At 72.8% G+C, this 17528-nt stretch carries 20 protein-coding genes; 9 read left to right on the top strand and 11 right to left on the bottom strand.

Annotated features, from left to right (window positions below):
• Nucleotides 1–487 precede the first annotated feature (487 nt).
• Nucleotides 488–1681: a hypothetical protein gene (locus FB454_RS15940; RefSeq protein WP_071097296.1), complete on the top strand. Its 1194-nt coding sequence runs from the start codon at nucleotides 488–490 to the stop codon at nucleotides 1679–1681.
• Nucleotides 1682–1763: 82 nt separating this feature from the next.
• Here FB454_RS15940 and FB454_RS15935 read toward each other — a convergent pair whose 3' ends face one another.
• From FB454_RS15935 to FB454_RS15925, 3 genes are read right to left on the bottom strand one after another with little or no spacing between them, the layout of a single operon-like run.
• Complete coding sequence (locus FB454_RS15935) at nucleotides 1764–2666, bottom strand: sulfurtransferase (protein ID WP_013283276.1); 903 nt, start codon at nucleotides 2664–2666, stop codon at nucleotides 1764–1766.
• 40 nt (nucleotides 2667–2706) lie between these two features.
• A complete protein-coding gene (locus FB454_RS15930) occupies nucleotides 2707–3153 on the bottom strand; it encodes a hypothetical protein (protein ID WP_013473340.1) in 447 nt (148 codons plus the stop codon).
• 2 nt (nucleotides 3154–3155) lie between these two features.
• Nucleotides 3156–3926: an SGNH/GDSL hydrolase family protein gene (locus FB454_RS15925; protein ID WP_013473339.1), complete on the bottom strand. Its 771-nt coding sequence runs from the start codon at nucleotides 3924–3926 to the stop codon at nucleotides 3156–3158.
• Nucleotides 3927–4180: 254 nt separating this feature from the next.
• Here FB454_RS15925 and FB454_RS15920 point away from each other — a divergent pair, with 254 nt between their 5' ends.
• Both FB454_RS15920 and FB454_RS15915 read left to right on the top strand, forming a co-directional pair.
• Nucleotides 4181–5662 (top strand): hypothetical protein, encoded by a 1482-nt coding sequence (locus tag FB454_RS15920; protein ID WP_071097298.1) that lies wholly within the window; start codon nucleotides 4181–4183, stop codon nucleotides 5660–5662.
• A 19-nt stretch (nucleotides 5663–5681) separates the two neighbouring features.
• On the top strand, nucleotides 5682–7082 hold the full coding sequence (locus FB454_RS15915) for an outer membrane protein assembly factor BamB family protein (protein WP_145823133.1): 1401 nt from the start codon (nucleotides 5682–5684) through the stop codon (nucleotides 7080–7082).
• Nucleotides 7083–7132: 50 nt separating this feature from the next.
• Here the strand turns inward: FB454_RS15915 and FB454_RS15910 are convergent, their stop codons facing one another.
• The 7 genes from FB454_RS15910 to FB454_RS15875 form a co-directional block, all read right to left on the bottom strand.
• Nucleotides 7133–8146 carry a hypothetical protein gene (locus tag FB454_RS15910; RefSeq protein WP_486485425.1) on the bottom strand — a complete coding sequence of 338 codons (1014 nt, stop codon included), beginning with the start codon at nucleotides 8144–8146 and terminating at the stop codon, nucleotides 7133–7135.
• A gap of 171 nt (nucleotides 8147–8317) precedes the next feature.
• Nucleotides 8318–9424 carry a TolB-like translocation protein gene (locus FB454_RS15905; RefSeq protein ID WP_114919189.1) on the bottom strand — a complete coding sequence of 369 codons (1107 nt, stop codon included), beginning with the start codon at nucleotides 9422–9424 and terminating at the stop codon, nucleotides 8318–8320.
• Entirely contained in the window at nucleotides 9421–9951 is a 531-nt protein-coding gene (locus FB454_RS15900; protein ID WP_030269604.1) for a SigE family RNA polymerase sigma factor, read from the bottom strand. Before FB454_RS15900 ends, FB454_RS15905 begins: the two co-directional genes overlap by 4 nt.
• A 116-nt stretch (nucleotides 9952–10067) precedes the next feature.
• Nucleotides 10068–10583, bottom strand: a complete 516-nt coding sequence (locus FB454_RS15895; protein ID WP_030269603.1) for a putative immunity protein — start codon at nucleotides 10581–10583, stop codon at nucleotides 10068–10070.
• Entirely contained in the window at nucleotides 10580–11137 is a 558-nt protein-coding gene (locus FB454_RS15890) for a putative immunity protein (RefSeq protein ID WP_030269600.1), read from the bottom strand. Before FB454_RS15890 ends, FB454_RS15895 begins: the two co-directional genes overlap by 4 nt.
• Nucleotides 11134–11439: a hypothetical protein gene (locus tag FB454_RS15885; protein ID WP_036310341.1), complete on the bottom strand. Its 306-nt coding sequence runs from the start codon at nucleotides 11437–11439 to the stop codon at nucleotides 11134–11136. Before FB454_RS15885 ends, FB454_RS15890 begins: the two co-directional genes overlap by 4 nt.
• A gap of 29 nt (nucleotides 11440–11468) precedes the next feature.
• Nucleotides 11469–12236, bottom strand: a complete 768-nt coding sequence (locus tag FB454_RS15875) for a class I SAM-dependent methyltransferase (protein WP_030269597.1) — start codon at nucleotides 12234–12236, stop codon at nucleotides 11469–11471.
• 120 nt (nucleotides 12237–12356) lie between these two features.
• Between FB454_RS15875 and FB454_RS15870 the strand changes: the two genes are divergently transcribed.
• From FB454_RS15870 to FB454_RS15855, 4 genes are read left to right on the top strand one after another with little or no spacing between them, the layout of a single operon-like run.
• Nucleotides 12357–12704, top strand: a complete 348-nt coding sequence (locus tag FB454_RS15870) for a PadR family transcriptional regulator (protein WP_145754133.1) — start codon at nucleotides 12357–12359, stop codon at nucleotides 12702–12704.
• A 2-nt stretch (nucleotides 12705–12706) separates the two neighbouring features.
• A complete protein-coding gene (locus FB454_RS15865; protein WP_013283261.1) occupies nucleotides 12707–13084 on the top strand; it encodes a DUF1048 domain-containing protein in 378 nt (125 codons plus the stop codon).
• Entirely contained in the window at nucleotides 13081–13893 is an 813-nt protein-coding gene (locus FB454_RS15860) for an ATP-binding cassette domain-containing protein (RefSeq protein ID WP_145754135.1), read from the top strand. Before FB454_RS15865 ends, FB454_RS15860 begins: the two co-directional genes overlap by 4 nt.
• Nucleotides 13890–14654, top strand: a complete 765-nt coding sequence (locus FB454_RS15855; RefSeq protein ID WP_145754138.1) for an ABC transporter permease — start codon at nucleotides 13890–13892, stop codon at nucleotides 14652–14654. The genes FB454_RS15860 and FB454_RS15855 overlap by 4 nt, the downstream gene beginning before the upstream one ends.
• Before the next feature lie 24 nt (nucleotides 14655–14678).
• Here the strand turns inward: FB454_RS15855 and FB454_RS15850 are convergent, their stop codons facing one another.
• Complete coding sequence (locus FB454_RS15850; RefSeq protein WP_013283258.1) at nucleotides 14679–15053, bottom strand: VOC family protein; 375 nt, start codon at nucleotides 15051–15053, stop codon at nucleotides 14679–14681.
• A 174-nt stretch (nucleotides 15054–15227) separates the two neighbouring features.
• On the opposite strand from FB454_RS15850, the gene FB454_RS15845 reads away from it, so the two are divergent.
• Both FB454_RS15845 and FB454_RS15840 read left to right on the top strand, forming a co-directional pair.
• Nucleotides 15228–16997, top strand: a complete 1770-nt coding sequence (locus FB454_RS15845; protein WP_145754140.1) for a proline--tRNA ligase — start codon at nucleotides 15228–15230, stop codon at nucleotides 16995–16997.
• Nucleotides 16998–17051: 54 nt separating this feature from the next.
• Nucleotides 17052–17471 carry a CBS domain-containing protein gene (locus tag FB454_RS15840; protein WP_013283256.1) on the top strand — a complete coding sequence of 140 codons (420 nt, stop codon included), beginning with the start codon at nucleotides 17052–17054 and terminating at the stop codon, nucleotides 17469–17471.
• The last annotated feature ends 57 nt before the right edge of the window (nucleotides 17472–17528 follow it).

Raw genomic sequence — 17528 nt, 5'->3', positions numbered from 1 at the left:
AACGAGGGGCGGGTTGCCGCGTTGTTCCAGGGGTAACGGCTTCCTGTCTGACATCGCGCTCCCATGACGAGGGTGTCCGCGCGGCTCGGCACCCGGAGGCGTGATCGCAAAGCATGAGCAATTGATAACGCGGGGCAGAAGCGCTAGCAGGCCAGATTATGCGAGTAGTCGACGTCGTGCGTCCGTATCGGCATGATCAGGCGCACCTCCAACTCGGCGGAAGCGGAGGCGGAGTGGTGCGTCATCCTGGACGGCACGCGTCATGCACATTCCCTGATCACCCCCGCGCCAGCAACGCGTACAGCCCTGTCTAACTCGTGAGCCCGATGTCAGCCATGCGATTGTCAAAAACCCGACCTGTTGGCTTCTATAGACGCTTGACTACCGTCAAGAGCCAGTGCCACGACGCGCTGCGCAAGCTGCGCGACGTCGTACCCGCCCCCGGCACGTCCGGAGACGGCCTGGTGACCGGGATGGAGGCGAACCCGTGAGCGAACCCGAGCTGACCCGGCTGCTGACCCGGGCCGCCGAGGAGATCCGGCCGACCCGGCTGGCCGAGGCAGGATGGGAGCGGGCCGGACGGGTCCGCCGCGCCCGCCGGGCCGCCGGCGTCGCGGCCGTCGCCGTGGTCCTGCTCGGTGGCGGTACGACCGCGCTCCTGCACCGCTCGGGCCCGCCACCGGCCGCACCGCCCCGCCCGACTGTGACGGCGGCACCTAGCGCGCCTGTGGTGCAGCGGCCCCCGGACCGGCTCGGCGAGGCGGGCGACCCGCTGGGCCGGCTCGGCGACCGGGTCGCCTTCGCCCTCTCCGACCGGCCGGTGAGCCGGGCGCTGGCGCTGTACCAGCCGGTCGACCCGGAGACCGGCGACGCCGGTCCGGTCCGGGTGCTGGGTGACGACGGCATGGTCCGGGAACTCGACGTGGTGACGCTCGCGCCCACCCGCGACGCCGAGGGCAACGAGGCCACTCCGCTGAAGCCGGGCAGCCTGTCGCCGGACGGCCGGACCGCCGCGTTCGCGCAGACCGGTGAGGTGGTCGTGGTCGGCCTGACCGACGGCGCGGTCCGCCGCTATCCGCTCACCGGCTACCTGGAACACGTGCTCTGGGCCGGGGACCGGCTGCTGGTCGGGGACAACGACACCACGTACGAGCTGGACCGGCGCACCGGGTCGGCGCGGAAGCTCGCGGTCGACCCGTGGACGCTCGTCGTGCCCGAGCCGGCCCGGTCCGGTGACCTGTTCACAGTCGGCGGCTGGTCCGGGGACGGCGGCCTGGCCGTACGCCGGTTCCCCGCCTCGGGTGGCGCGCCGGAGCGGCGGCCGGTGACCGCCGGGGAGCTTCCCCCCGGCTACCAGCTGAACGAGGTCTACGGGCGGGGCTGGCAGCGCGGCGACCGGATCGCCCAGGCCGGGTGGACCACCACCGCGGGCGCCGCCGGCACGATGAGCGGCGCCGAGGGCGTGGCGGTGCTGGACGCCCGTACCGGCGCGGTGACCCGCCTGCTCGACCTCGGGCGCGAGGGCCGGACCAAGGGGTGCTGCGAGGTGTACGGCTGGACCGCCGACGGCGCGGTGCTGCTCCGCTACGACGCCGGGCTGGCCCGGTGGCGGCCGGAGACCGGCGCCGTCGACTGGGTGGCGAGCAACGTCCCCGGCCGGCTGTCGATAGCCGCCCGCTGACCGGTCCGGAACGCGGCCGGACCGGCGTAACAGCGGAACCGGCCGGTCCAGCCGCCGTGACGACGGGACCGGCCGGGACGCCTCAGCGGGTCAGGCCGCCGGGCTGGTCGCCCTTCACGACGGGGGCCCGGACCAGGTTGCCCCACTCGGTCCACGAGCCGTCGTAGTTGCGCACCTGCGGGAACCCGAGCAGGTGGTGCAGCACGAACCAGGTGTGGCTGGACCGCTCGCCGATCCGGCAGTACGCGACCACGTCGTCGGACGGGCTCAGCCCGAGCTGGTCGCCGTAGATGGCGCGCAGCTCGTCGGCGGACTTGAACGTGCCGTCGTCGTTCGCGGCGGACTTCCACGGCTTGCTCACCGCGCCCGGGATGTGCCCGCCACGCAGCGCGCCCTCCTGCGGGTAGTCCGGCATGTGCAGCATCTCGCCGGTGTACTCGCCGGGCGAACGCACGTCCACCAGCGGCCGCCCGGCCGCCACGTGCGCCATGACCTGCTCCCGGTACGCGCGGATCGGCGCGTCGTTGCGCTCCGGCACCGGGTACGAGGCGCGGGGCCGGCTCACCTTGTCCCGGGTCAGCTCCCGCCCCTCGGCGATCCACTTCTGCCGGCCGCCGTCGAGCAGACGTACGTCCTGGTGACCGAAGAGGGAGAAGACCCAGAGGGCGTACGCGGCCCACCAGTTGAAGTTGTCGCCGTAGAAGACGACTGTGTCGTCCCGCCCGATGCCCTTGGCCGCGCACAGCTCGGCGAAGCTCGCGGCGTCCAGGTAGTCGCGGGTGACCTGGTCGTTGAGTTCGGTGTGCCAGTCGACCTTGACGGCGCCGGGGATGTGGCCGGTGTCGTAGAGGAGCACGTCCTCGTCGGACTCGACCACCACGAGCCCTTCGTCGCCCAGGTGCTCGGCCAGCCACTCGGTGGTGACCAGGCGCTGCGGGTCGGCGTACGACTGGAGGTGGGGATGCGGATCGCTCGGCACAGGCATGATCCCCAAGGTACGCCGGATCAGCGCGGTGCGGTGCCGGTCAGGCGCGGCGGTGCACCAGGCGGCCGGCGACCACTGTCGCCAGGCAGGAACCGTCCGCGTCGAACACGGCGAGGTCGGCGCGCCCGCCGGTCACCAGCGCGGGCGGCCGGACCGTGGGCAGCACCGCCACCTCGTTGCGCGCCGCGGCGGAACGCAGCGCCGGGTCGGTGACGTGTTCGTCGAGCACGGCGGCCACGCCGAGCCGGAACAGCGCGTGCACCCGCTCGCGGGGCGTGGGCGCCGGCGGCAGCGGGCCGTCGTGCACGAGCGCCGGCCCGAGCGTGCCGGCCCACCGCCGCACCCGCACCCCCGGGTACGCGCCGGACAGCTCGGCCGTGGGCACTATCGCCTCGACCCGGTCACCGGCGACCACGACCGCCAGCCCGGTGCGGGGTGGATCGTCGGGTGTCAGCCGCAGCAGGTCGGCGGCGTGGACGGTTCGCACGCTCAGTCGCGCTCGACCGGCCCGAGCACCGGCCGCTTGGCGGTGACGAAGTCGCCGGAGGACCGCCCGGTCAGCCGGCGCTTGATCCACGGCGCCAGGTGCCGGCCGGCCCAGCGCAGGTCGGCGGCGCGCGCGGCGAGCCACGGGCTGGGCGCCGGATGCGGCGGCACCATCAGCCACTCCTCCTCGCAGCCGATGCCGAGCGCGGTGAGCACCTGGGCCGCGACCCGGCGGTGGCCGGCGGCCGACAGGTGCAGCCGGTCGGTGCTCCAGAGCAGCGGGTTGAGGTAGGTGTCGTCGGCGTACAGGTCGACCAGGATCGCGCCGTGCCGCTCGGCCACCTCGCCGACCGCACGGTTGAGCAGCGCGACCCGGGGGGCCACCAGCCGCTGGCCGGGCAGCCGGGCCATCACGTCGGCGAACCGGAACAGCACCACGTCGCTGCCGCCGGACCGCAGCCGCTGCACGACCGAGTCGAAGCGGGGGACGAACGAGTCCGGGTCGAAGCTGCGGCGCAGCACGTCGTTGCCGCCGGCCGCGAAGCTGATCAGGTCGGGCTTCATGGCCAGCGCGGACGGCACCTGCTCGGCCACCACGTTGGGGAACAGCCGGCCGCGGATGGCCAGGTTGGCGTACCCGAAGTCGGGCCCGGCCTCGGCGGCGAGGCGGGTGGCGACCAGATCGGCCCAGCCCCGGTAGCTGCCGTCCGGATACGCGTCGTCCATGCCCTCGGTGAAGCTGTCGCCCACCGCCACGTAGCTGCGCCAGCGCACGGCGCCTCCCTCAGACGTCCCGGCAGAAGTGCGTCGCACAGTCTGTCACCGCGCGGACCGGTCCCGCTGACCCTGGACGCCGGACGTGGCGGATGTCTCGACGTCCTGTTCACGACAGCCACCCGAGGGGACAAATCCGTCCGACACGTCCGGCGGGGCAGAATCCGTCGTCCGGACCGGGGATGATGTCTGCCGTCATCCGGCCGGGCGAAACCGTCCGGCCGGTCCCGCACACGGCACGAGCGAGGAACCACATGACGCAGGGGCACCCACCGGCGGGCTGGCCACCGCCCGGCAACGCCGACCCCCGGTACGCCGCAGCACCGCCGCCCGCGCAGCCGGGACCGTGGGGGCCGCCGCCTGCGACGCCGAAGTCCCGCCGAGGGCTCTGGATCGGGCTCGCGGCGGGTGCGCTCGCGCTTGCGCTCTGCGCCGGCACGGCGGTCGGCGTCGGGCTGGGCCTGCGCGGCGACGACGAGGAGGGCCCGGCGCCGAAGGCGGCAGCCGGCGCGAACGGCGTCACCGTCACGAACGCCGAGCTGACCGCCCTGCTCGACCGGCACAGCAAGGCGCTGGCGGCGAAGGACCTGGACGGCTACCTGGCCGCGTTCGACCCGGCCCGTAAGGAGCTGATCGCCGGGCAGACCCAGCTGTTCCGCAACCTGGGGAAGCTGCCGCTGTCGGTGGCCCGCTACGAGACCATCGAGCGGCAGGGCCGCGCCGGCGACGCCTTCGGGCAGGGCGTCACGTTCCAGCTCGACGTCTCGTTCGTGCACCAGCTCGACGGCTTCGACCTGGCCCCGGTCACCGAGTGGTACCGCTGGACGATCGTCCGCACCGGCAAGGACGCGCCGATCCGGGTCACCGCTGTGACCGGCGCTCCGGCCGCCGGGAACGGTGGCTCGAAGACCGTCCACTACCCCGGTCCGTGGGACAAGTGGCGGGAGATCCACGTCGAGCGGACCCCGCACGCCCTGCTCATCGCCGACGCCGCCCGGGCCGGCGTGGCGAAGCGGTACGCCCCGGCCGCCGATGTGGCGGTCACGAACGGCCTGGCCGTGTGGCGGGCCAGCGGGCCGCCCGGCCCGGTGCCGAGCGGCTTCGTCATCACGCTCGCCGACGGCAAGGACGAGATGACCTCGCTCTACCGGATCGGCACCGAGAAGGCCACCGAGGCGGGCTTCTCGCTGGGCCTGGTCGCGGCCGAGCGCAAGGACGGCAAGGCCACGATCGGCGGCACCCGCATCGTGGTGGACACCCGCGACCGTTACTTCAGCCGTACCAGCGGCGACAACGACGCCCGCATGGTGTTGCGGCACGAGGTGGCGCACTCCCTGATGACGCCCCGCACCGACCTGACCGCTGTGGACGCGTTCAGCAAGCTCGACGAGTGGGTGGTCGAGGGCTTCGCCGAGTACATCGCGTTCCACGGCCGCCCGCTCGGTGCCAGCGAGCGCACCGCGCAGGCCCGGCAGCTGGTCCGCGGCGGGTGGAACGGCACGCTGCCCGGCAACGGCGAGTGGGACGACCCCGACCGGCTGAGCTTCCACTACTGGCTCGGGCACGCCGCGATGAACCACCTCGCCGAGAAGCACGGCGAGGTGAAGCTGTTCCGCTTCGTCGAGGCCGTCTACGGCGGCACCCCGACCGACCGCGCCGCCCGGGACGTGCTGGGCGTGTCGCTCGACGAGTTCCAGGCCGGCTGGGCCGCCTACGTCCGCGCGCAGGCGCGCTGACCGGGAACGGAGACGACGAATGACGTACCAGCACCAGCAGCCGCCGCCCGCGTACCCGCCGGCGGGATGGCCGGGTCCGGCCGGTGCGCCGCCGGCGGCGCCGAAGCGGCGCGGACGCGTGGCGTTGCTCGTCGCCGGTGGCCTGGTGGCCGTGCTCGCGGTCGCGGCCGGCACCGCCTACGGCGTGTCCCGGCTGGTCGGCGGCGATGACGACGACGGGAGGAAGCTGCGTACCGCCTGGGTGCTCGACTTCCCGGAGCGACAGCGCAACGGGCTGAAGACGTACGACGGGCAGGACATGTTCGGCGCCTGGCTGGTCGGCGACGCGGTGGTCCGGGCCCAGCCGGACGGCGTCATCGCCTACCGGCTCGACGACGGCGCCCAGGCGTGGGGCGTGCCCGCGCCCCAGGCGACCTCGCTGTGCGCGGCCGCGCAGACGCTCGCCGAGGGGCGGGGTGTGGTGGCGCTCGGTTCCGCCGACTCGTGCGACACGCTCGTCGGCTTCGACGCTGCCGCCGGCACGCAGACGTGGCGGGCGACGTTCCCCGTCGAACGCCGGACGGGCCGGTCCGAGATCGCCGCCCCGGACCTGTCGGTGACCGCCGGGCAGGTGGTCGTCCGCAGCGGCGAGAACGTCCTCGGCTACTCGCTGGCCGACGGCAAGCGGCTGTGGCAGACCAACACCGACCGGCTGCTGCCGGGCCGCGACTGCCGCCTGACCGACGCGCAGGCCGCCGGGGACCAGGCCGTTGTGACCGCGCGCTGCGACGGCGACCGGGGCGCGCTGCTCGGTCTGGACCCGGCCACCGGCAAGGCGCGCTGGCAGCAGCAACTGCCTGCCGCGCAGCAGAGCGACGGGGTGCTGAGCGTCGACCCGCTGGTCAGCCTGCCCGGTCTGAGCACCGAGACGTTCGTCGCGCGCGACGCCGCCGGCAAGGCGCGGGCCACGTTCGGCAACCCCGTCGACGGTACGCGGTTCAGCGACCTGCCGGTCAACCGCTCCAACACGGTGAGCGGGCCGGGGATCCGGCCGTACCTGGCCGACGCGGACACGCTCTACCTGCCCACCGAAGCCTCTCCGGTGGGCGGCAAGATGCGCCAGGCCAACCAGGTGGTGGCGATCGACCTGGCCACCGGGAAGCGGCGCTGGGTGTCGTCCGGGCACACCGACAGCGAGGTGGAACTCGTCCGCCTCGACGAGCAGGGCGTGCTGGCGTGGGAGGTGGGCGACCGGCGGGACCTCGCCCCGCGGCTGGTCCGGATCGACCCGGCCACCGGCGAGGTGAGCGTCGTGGCCGAGGCGCCGCTGTCGGCCGGCACCGAGGGCAGCGACGCGAAGGTGCTGGAGCGCGACGGCACAGTGGTGCTGGTGCCGTGGAAGCACGTCACAGCGGATGCGGCGATCACCGTGCTGCGCTGAACGACGCGGAGCGGGCCACCCGTCGGTGACCCGCCCCGCGTCGCCTTTCGTCAGGCAGGCACGTAAGCCAGCAGCGACGCCCCGCTCAGCACGGCCGGCTCGGTCACCGTCCCGACCGGCTGGAAACGCTTGTCCAGAACGCTGATGCCGTTGTCGCGCCGGACCAGCACCGTGCCGTCGGTGCTGAACAGGATGCTCCGTACCTCGCCCGCGCCGGGCAGGTCGACCACCTTGCTGGTCCTGGTGTCGACCACCGCGAAGCTCCCGTCGTTGCGGGTCTCGTCCTTGTTGATCCAGCCGACGGCCACGTACCGGCCGTCCGCCGAGACGCTGCGGACCCGCCAGCCGTCGTAGCGGGCCGCCTGGGCCGCCGGCGGCGTGTAGCGGTAGAACGTCACCTTCGGGTCGGTCGTCGCGTACGGCCGCCCCTCGGAGACGGCGGCCCAGTTGCGGCCGTCCGGCGTCCACCACTTCAGAGTCTCGTTGCCGGCGTCGCCGTCGGCGGGCTTGCGGCTGCTCAGGTCGATGAGCGCCATGTGGCCGTCCTGCTGCACCAGCACCCGGTCGTTGGTGTTCCACACGAGCGGGTCGCCGCCGTCGCAGGGCGCCTTGCCGGAGAAGGGCGGCTCCGCCGCGATGGTGGCCCGGTCGCTGCCGTCGATCCGGGTGGTCACGAGCTTGCCGGCCTCCGCTCCGGCCGCTCCCTCCACCCAGGCCAGCCGCTCGCCGTACGGCGAGATGGTGATGGTGTTCCGGACGCAGTCGCCGCCGCCGTACGGGACGCTGGCGCTCACCCGGTCGGTGCCGCCCTTGACGACGTGCACCTCCGCGGCCTGCTCGCCGAACGACAGGTAGTACCGGGTGCCGGGCAGTGCGGCGGAGGAGGCGTCCGACGGGCTCGGGGCGGCGGACGACGGTGCGGCGGCGGACGACTGCCCGGCTGCGGGGGCGGACGGCGTGGACCCGCCGTCGCCGCAGGCGCTCACGCCCACGGCGACGAACGCGGCGGCGGCGAGGGCGGCGACCGTACGTAGTCCGCGGGCGCTGGTGACGATGACGTTCACGATTCGATCCTCGGGGGTTGGTTGGTGCGCGTCTCTGATGCACTCCCAGACGTCGGTTTCGATCTGCATGGTTGCCGCCTGATCGAAAGAACTTCGGCCCCGGGTCGGCGGACGCGGACAGGCCCCCGGCGCACGAAGCGCCAGGGGCCTGTAGGGGTTGTCTGAGGCGGCTCAGGGCACGTACGCCAGCAGTGCCCGGTTCCGGGTCGGTGCCGGCTCGGTCACCGTGCCGAGTGGCTTGAACTCACGGTCGAGGACCGTGATGCCGGTGCCGCGCCGCAGCAGCACCGTGCCGTCGGCGCTGAACAGGATGCTCCGCACCTCGCCCGTGCCGGGCAGGTCGACCACCTTGCTGGTCCTGGTGTCGACGACCGCGAAGCTGCCGTCCCGGCGGGACGGGTCGGTGCCGATCCAGCCCACTGCCACGTAGCGGCCGTCGGTGGACACGCTGCGGGCCTCCCAGCCGTCCCACTTCGCGGCCTCCTGCTGGGGAGGGGTGTAGGTGTACTGCCGCAGGTCGGTGGTGTCCGAGACGTAGGGTTTGCCGTCCGACTCGGCGGCCAGCCAGGTGCCGTCGGCGGACCAGCAGCGTTTGGTCTCCTGGCCCGGGTCGCCGACGACCTGCTTGTTGGCCACCACGTCGTAGAGCACGGACTGGCCGTTCTTCCGCTGCACCATCAGCTGGTCGTCGCCCTTCCACCGCATCGGCCGGGCGCCGAAACAACTGATCCCCTCCGCGAGGGTCGTCGCCCCCTTGTCTCCGACGGTGGCGATCAGCAGCACCCCGCTCGCGTTGTCGGTGCTGTCCTGCACCCAGACCACCCGCTTGCCGTCCGGCGAGACGCTGACGGTGTTGGACTCGCAACGAGAGGCGGCCTCGTGGACGACCTCGTGGACCACCCGGTCCCGCGTCCCGCGGACCTCGTGGATCCGCGATCGGGTGGACGTCTGCTCCAGGTAGTAGCGGGTACCGGCGAGCGCCGACTGCGACTGGCCGGTGGCGGTGCTCGCGTCGGGGGAGGGCGTACGGGACGGCTCGACCGGCGGGGCGGTGACTGTGACCGACGGGCCGGCCGGTGCGGGCGCCTGGCTGTTCGGCCGGATCGCCAGCGCGGTCCCGGTCGCGGCGGCCAGCACCACGAGCGCGGCGGCGGAGGTGGCGACGGCCCGCTGGATGCCGAGCCGCCGCGAGGTACGCAGCGCCCGGTCCCGCAGGTCGACCGGGGTGACCTCCTCGGCCAGGTCGGACAGGTCGAGACGCAGTCGGTCCTGGTTCATCGGGCGGTTCCTTCCGTGACGTACAGCTCGGCGAGCTCCGGGGCCACGCTGCGCAGCTTCGCCAGCGCCTTGGAGGTCTGGCTCTTGACGGTGCCGACGGTCACGCCGAGCAGGTCGGCGGCCTCGGATTCGGTGCGGTCCTCGAAGAACCGCAGGACCAGCACGGCCCGTTGCTTGGCGGACAGCCGGGCCAGCGCGGCCCGGAGAGCCAGCCGGAGCGTGGTCTGCTGGGCGTGGTCGGGGGCCGAGTCGCCTCCGCGCGGCTCGGGCATGTCGCCCGGCATCGACTCGGCCACCCGGCGGCGCCGCCACCAGGAGACCTGCAGGTGGTACATGGTCTTCCGGGTGTACGCCTCCGCGTTGCCGGTCTCGTGCAACCGGTTCCAGGCACGGTGGGTACGGGCGAGGGCGGACTGGACGAGATCCTCGGCCAGGTGCTGGTCGCCGGTCAGCAGGTAGGCGGATCGCAGTAACGCGGGGGTACGAGTTCGGACGAACAGGTCGAACTCATTCAGGAGAGGGTCCACACGAGCCGGTCCTTGGGGTCAGGTGGTACATCAGCGTGACGCCTTCCGAGACGCCACCTGTGCACGCCATGGTTGCCGCCGCCGGTGACTCTTTCTCGACAGCCCTCGGCCGGGCGTCAGCAGTCGAAGACCGACCAGCAGATGTCGTTGCGCAGGCGCTGGTCGTCCAGGACCAGGTCGCGGATCTCCGCCGGGAGCTGGTCGCGCTGCCACCGGCACTCGTCGCGCCCGGCCGCCTCGCCAAGACCGGCGGGTGCCGCCGCGCGTACCGCCTTGATCGCGTACGCGGCGGCACCGAGTTCGTGGGCGGCCACGTGGGCCACGACGGCGGCCTGACCGGCGGCGTACGCGGCGTTGCGTGCCGCCCCGCGCAGGTCCCGGGCCGCACCCATGGCGTGACCGCCCGCCGCACGCGCCTCCATCATCCTGACCTCGCCCCGCACCCAGGCCCGGGCGTGCTCGATCGCCTCGCGTGGGCGGCTGTCCTCCGGCCGGACCGCCTCGAACAGGCCGAGGACGTGCTCGGCGCAGATGGCGGCCCAGAGCGCCAGCAGGTGGTGGTGCTCGTCGGTGAGAGTGCCGCCCCGGCGGATCGTCGTGAACCGGGGATCGCGGACCTTCGGCAGGATCACGACGCGGCCTCCGGCCCGGCGGTGCCCTGGCGCAGGTCGTGGTCCAGAGTGCTCATCAGCCGGGCGACCCGGCTGCCGCCGCCGGTCAGCGGCGGATAGCGGCGGAGCACGTCGACGAGCACCGGCGTGGCGAGCCGTCGGGACCGGTCCACCTGCGAATCCCCGACGGCCTCGTCGCCGCCGGCCTCCAGTTCGGCGACGCGCGCGGCGTTGGCGGCCGCCCGCAGGATGTGACCGACCTGGGTGGCCTTCGCGATGGGGTGCAGGTACGCGGCCGCGGCGGCGTCACCCGCGGCCCGGGCGGCCAGGCGCGCGGCCTCGGTGGGCGCGGACCGGGCGGCCCGGTGCGCGTCGAGGGACGTGACCCGCTGGAGTCTCGTCCGGGCGGCGCCGCGCGCGAACGTCCAGGCCGCGTCGACAGCCGCGCGGGGACGCGGGTCACCGGGAACCGCCCGCTCGTAGACCGGGAGCACGTCCTCCGCGTGCCGGACCGCGTACCGCGCCACCTCGCGCAGCTCGTCCGTCGTCAGGTCGAAGTCCCCGGGCGCTGTCATGTCGCGGGCATCGTATCGGTGATGCTGCGCCGGTACGGGCCCCAGCCGACGAACCGCTCGAACAGCTCGCGCGGGGTCGGCCCGTCCTGCGGGTTGAGGCGGAACAGGTCGTGGGTGGCCTCGTGGTAGAGCCCGGACAGGTAGACGGCCAGGTCGACGGGGTGGTCCGCGTACTCGACCTTGAGCAGCAGGCGGGCCTGCGCGCAGGGCCACGGTCCGCCGCAGGCGCGGCAGAGCCAGAGCGGCCGGATCGGCAGGTGGGCCGGGTGGTCCGGCGGGTAGGGGCGGGTGCTCACCTTCACGCCCGACGCCTGGCGTGCCTTCGTCCGGCTCAGCGGGCGCCGCGCGTCGAGCTGATCAGCACTGTGTGCTTGCGTACCCGGAAGGCGCCCTCGGCGTCGATGCGGGCCTCGATCGCGGCGCGGGCGGCCGCCTCCTGCGCGGCGGGCAGCGGCCCGATCATGCTGGCGACGTACGCGAGGATCGGCTCCGCGGCGGGCACCACCAGCTCGTCCGGGTAGCGCTCGACCGTCACGTCGTCGAAGTGGGCGGCGACCCGGGCCGGTGTCGTCTCGGCGGTCACGTCGTTCCGGTCGTGGAACCGGACAGCCAGGTCGGGGCGCCCGATCACCGCGCCGAGCGTGTTCAGCTCGGCCATGTGGTCGCGGCCGTTCACGGCGACGGCGAGCCGCCCGCCGGGGCGCAGCACCCGGGCGAACTCGCGCAGCGCGGCGTCCGGATCGTCCAGGTGGTAGAGCATGCTGTTGGCGATCACCGCGTCGGCGACGCCGGTGCGGAACGGCAGGTGCGTGGCGTCGCAGCGCAGCACCCGCGCGCCGGGCACCTCGCGCAGCCGCGCGCACATGGCGGGCGAGAAGTCGGTGAGGGTGAGTCGGCCGCGACGGCCGACCCGGCGCCACAGCTCGCCGGTGCCGGCGCCCACCTCCAGCACGTCGCCGGACAGCGGCAGCCGCTCGCCGAGCCAGGCGAACCAGTCCTGCGGGTTGGTGCCGTACGAGTGCAGCGCCATGCGGGCGGTCAGGTTGCCCGTCGTCGTCGCGTACTGGCTCACGGCGCGAGCCGAAGGAGTGGTGGTCATCCGCCGAACGTAGAGGAAGCGGTTCTCCGGGATCCCCGGTATTAAGCGTTGCTAGCTACCGGTACCTAGTGTTACTTTCTACTGGTACTCAGCGACGCTCAATAGCGAGGGAACGAGGACATGGCCAACCAGATGACGGAGATGCTGAAGGGCACCCTCGAAGGCATCGTCCTGGCGATCCTGGCCCGGCGATCCGCGTACGGCTACGAGATCACCGCCTGGCTGCGCGACCGCGGATTCTCGGACATCGCGGAAGGCACCATCTACGCGCTGCTCGTCCGCGTCGAGCAACGCGGTTTCGTGGACGTGGAGAAGGTTCCCTCCGAGAAGGGGCCCCCGCGGAAGGTGTATTCGATCAACGCAAAGGGGCGGGATCAGCTCGCCGAGTTCTGGCGGACGTGGAGCGTCCTCGCGGAACGCATCGACCACCTTCGTGACAACGACGACCGGCACGACCAAGGAGCATGAGCATGGCCGCGAAGTGGATCGAGACGCTCGTCGGATCGCTCGACCAGAAGAAGCAGTACAAGCGGCACATGGCCCGCATGGAGGCCCTGCCGGAACCCCATCGCAGCGCGGCCAAGGCGCTCCAGCGGTACTTCATGTACCAGGGCGGGATCGTCGACGGGAACACACTCGTCGCGATGCTCGGCGACTCCGTGGACCTCTGGGAGCGCGCGGTCGCCGACAACACGCCCGTCCGCGCGATCGTCGGTGACGACCCGGTCGAGTTCGCCGAGACGTTCGTGTCCGCGTACTCCGGGAGGCAGTGGATGGACAAGGAGCGCGAGCGCCTCCGGAAGGCGATCGACGCCGCCGCCGGCAACAGCGGGGAGGAACACTCATGACCACCGCGACGCGCGAACCCGCCATCCGGGTTCGGGGCATCACCAAGTCCTACAAGGACCTGCACGTGCTGCGGGGCGTCGACTTCGAGGTGACGGCCGGGAGCATCTTCGCTCTGCTCGGTTCGAACGGCGCCGGAAAGACCACGCTCGTGCGGATCCTGTCGACGCTGCTCAAGGCGGACACCGGCACCGCGGCCGTCCACGGCTTCGACGTCGCTTCGGCTCCCGCCGCGGTACGCGAGTCGATCAGCCTGACCGGCCAGTTCGCCGCCGTCGACGAAGTGCTCACCGGCCGGGAGAACCTGGTCCTGGTCGCGAAGCTCCGCCACCTGAGGAATCCGGGTGCGGTCGCCGACGACATGCTGGCCCGTTTCTCGCTCACCGACGCGGGGAACCGCCGGGCGGGGACGTACTCGGGCGGCATGCGCCGGCGGCTGGACATCGCGATGAGTCTCGTCGGCAACCCGCCGGTCGTGTTCCTCGACGAGCCGACCACCGGCCTCGACCCGCAGGCCCGCATCGAGGTCTGGCGGACAGTGCGGCAGCTCGCCGAGGACGGCACCACCATCCTGCTCACCACCCAGTACCTCGACGAGGCCGAGCAACTCGCCGACCGGATCGCGATCCTGCACGAGGGAACGATCATCCAGAACGGCACTCTCGCCGAGCTGAAGCGGCTCCTCCCGACCGCGAAGGTCGAGTACGTCGAGAAGCAGCCGACCCTTGAGGACGTCTTCCTCGCCCTCGTGGGCCACACCGCCAGGGCCGCCGACAAGGCAGCCGTGCCCGCAGGAGAGGAATCCCGATGACCATCCACGTCCTCAGCGACACCGGAACCCTCACCGGCCGTTCCCTGCGGCACATCCTCCGCAGCCCGGACACCATCATCACCACGGCGGTCACCCCCGTCGCGCTGATGCTGCTCTTCGTGTACGTGCTCGGTGGAGCCATCAACACCGGATCCGGCGAGTCGTACATCAACTACATGCTGCCGGGCATCCTCCTCATCACGATCGCGTCCGGCATCGCCTACACGGCGTACCGCCTGTTCCTCGACATGCAGGGCGGCATCTTCGAGCGCTTCCAGTCGATGCCGATCCCGCGGCCCTCAGTGCTCTGGGCGCATGTCCTGACCTCGCTCGTCGCCAACCTGGCCTCGCTCGTGATCGTCACAGGCGTCGCCCTGATCATGGGATTCCGGACGGGCGCATCGGTGGTCGGCTGGCTCGCCGCAGCCGGCATCCTGATCCTGTTCACCCTCGCCCTGACCTGGGTCGCCGTCATCGCGGGCCTGTCCGCCAAGACCGTCGACGGCGCGAGCGCCTTCAGCTACCCGCTGATCTTCCTGCCCTTCATCAGCTCGGCGTTCGTCCCCACCGACTCGATGCCCGGCCCGGTCGCCTGGTTCGCCGACAACCAGCCGGTGACATCGATCGTGAACACCCTCCGCGCGCTCTTCGCTCAGCAACCCGTCGGCAACGACGTCTGGGTCGCGCTCGCCTGGTGCGCCGGCCTGCTCCTGGCCGCCTACGCCGCCGCGACGGCGATCTACCGCACCAAGGTCAGCTAGCCGGCCGTGGGAGCCGGTCACCCGTCACAGGTAGAGGCAGAACGGGTGGCCGGCCGGGTCGAGGTGCACCCGGACGTCGTCCTGCGGCTGGAAGTCGGCCAGTGTCGCGCCCACCGACACCGCGTACGCCGAGGCGGCCTCCAGGTCGTCGACCTTGATGTCCAGGTGGGTCATCATCGGCGGGTCGCCGGGCCCGGCGGGCCATACCGGGCGCACGTAGGCCGGCTCGTCCTGGAAGGCCAGCCAGGTGCCGCCGTCCGGCGGAGCCAGCACCACCCAGTCGGACTCGTCCTCGCGACGGGACCAGCCGAGCAGCCGCTCGTAGAACGCGGCCAGGTCCTCTGCGGACGGCGCGTCCAGCACCGTGGTCGTCAGCTTCATCAGCGGTCGCTCAGCCATGCCGCATTCCTACCCGACCCCCGCGACGTTTGCTGGACCGTCCGCACCAGCTCGGCGGGGTGGCGGTATCGACACCAGTCGGATGCCGCCACCTCGCCGAGCTGGCGACGATCGATCCGACACGAGCGCGGAAAGGGATCGCCCGGTCGTCCGCTCGCGCCATAAGCTGCGCCAATGCTGCTGCGCATGTCGACCCTGCTGCTCCGGACCCTGCGCGAGGACCCGGCCGACGCGGAGGTTCCGAGCCACCGGCTGCTGCTGCGCGCCGGTTACGTCCGCCGGGCCGCGCCGGGCGGCTACACCTGGCTGCCGCTGGGCAAACTCGTGCTGGACCGGATCACCGCGATCGTGCGGGACGAGATGACCGGAATCGGCGACCAGGAGGTGCACTTCCCGGCGCTGCTCCCGGCCGAGCCGTACCGGACCAGCGGGCGGTGGACCGAGTACGGGGACGACATCTTCACGCTCGCCGACCGCAAGGGCGCCGAGCACCTGCTCGCGCCGACCCACGAGGAGCTGGCCGCGCTGCTGGTGAAGGACCTGTTCACCTCATACCGGGACTTCCCGGTGACGCTGTTCCAGATCCAGACCAAGTTCCGCGACGAGGCCCGGCCCCGGGCCGGTCTGCTGCGCGGGCGCGAGTTCCTGATGAAGGACGCCTACTCGTTCGACCTGGACGAGGCCGGGCTCCAGGCGGCGTACGACCGGCACCGGGCCGCCTACGAGCGCGTCTTCACCCGGCTCGGCCTGGACTTCACCACTGTCCACGCGATGTCCGGCGCGATGGGTGGGTCCGCCTCGGAGGAGTTCCTGGCCGCCACGCCGGTCGGCGAGGACACGTTCGTCGGCTGCACCGCCTGCGACTACGCGGCGAACACCGAGGCGGTGGTGACCCGCGCCCCGGCCGCCGGCGACCCCGACGCGTACCCGCCCGCCGAGGTGCACGACACCCCGGAGACGCCGACCATCGCTGCACTGGTCGAGCTGGCCGAGGCCCGGGAGCTGGGCGGGCGCACCGGCTGGACCGCCGCCGACACGTTGAAGAACGTGGTCCTCACCGTCCGACGGCCCGGCGCCGAACAGGGCGAACCGCTGGTGATCGGCCTGCCCGGTGACCGCGAGGTCGACCTCAAGCGGGTCGAGGCGGTGCTCGCCCCGGCCACGGTGGCGGTCTTCGAGGACTGGGACGCGCATTCGGAGCTGGTCCGCGGCTACATCGGCCCGCAGATCCTGGCCAAGCACGGCATCCGCTACCTGGTCGACCCCCGCGTGGTGCCCGGCACCTCCTGGCTGACCGGCGCGAACGAGCCGGGCCGGCACGCCACCGACGTGGTGTGCGGGCGCGACTTCGTACCGGACGGCACGATCGAGGCCGCCGAGGTGCGGCCCGGCGACAGCTGCCCGGCCTGCGCCGACGGCGAGCTGACCATCCGGCGGGGCATCGAGATCGGGCACATCTTCCAGCTCGGACGCCGGTACACCGACGCGTTCGCGGTCGACGTCCTCGGCCCCGAGGGCAAGCCGGTCCGGCCCACGATGGGCTGCTACGGCATCGGCGTGTCCCGGGCGGTCGCCGCAGTGGCCGAGCAGCACCACGACGACCGGGGGCTGGTCTGGCCCGCGGCGGTCGCGCCGTGCGACGTACACCTGATCGCCGCCGGGAAGGGGCCGCAGCTCGACGCGGCGCTCGACCTCGGCGGGCGCCTCGCCGCCGCCGGCCTGCGGGTGCTGGTCGACGACCGCACGCACGTGTCCGCCGGGGTGAAGTTCACCGACGCCGAGCTGATCGGCATCCCGCGCGCCGTCGTGGTCGGCCGCCGCCTGGCCGAGGGGTACGTGGAACTGCGCGACCGGGCCACCGGCGAGCGCACCGAGCTGCCGGTGGAGGCCATCGTGGAGCGCCTGCGCGACGAGGCGGGCGCGACGCGCCGCGACGGGGTGTAGCGAGCGCGCCACCGGGTACCGCAGACGGATCGACCAAAGCGTTCGGAGGCTCTCATGTTCCGCGTCAGTGACGTGATGACCAGGCAGGTGGTCTACCTCTCGGCGGAGACCCCGTTGGACGAGGCGGCCCGGGTGATGAAGGAGTCGGACATCGGCGACGTGGTGGTGACCGACGGCGCCACGCTCGCCGGCATGCTGACCGACCGCGACATCGTGGTCCGGGCGGTGGCCGAGCGTGCCGACCCCGGCACCACCACGATCGGCTCGATCATCACCCGCGAGGTGGTGATGATCGAACAGCACTGCACGGCGAACGAGGCGGCGGCGCTGATGCGCGAGCGCAACATCCGCCGGGTGCTGGTGTGCGACAGCGACCGCAAGCTCGTCGGCATCGTCTCCCTCGGTGACCTCGCCATGCAGCTCGACCCCCACTCGGCGCTCAGCGACATCAGCGAGGCCGCGCCGAACGTGTGAGCGCGGGCTCCGCACGTGCGGCGGGGCCCCGCTCGGCACCGCCGGGTGGCGACGCGC

The sequence above is a fragment of the Micromonospora sp. CNZ297 genome (assembly GCF_007827625.1).
Note: the sequence above shows the minus strand (reverse complement) of the source record. Positions and strands in the feature narration are given on the sequence as shown.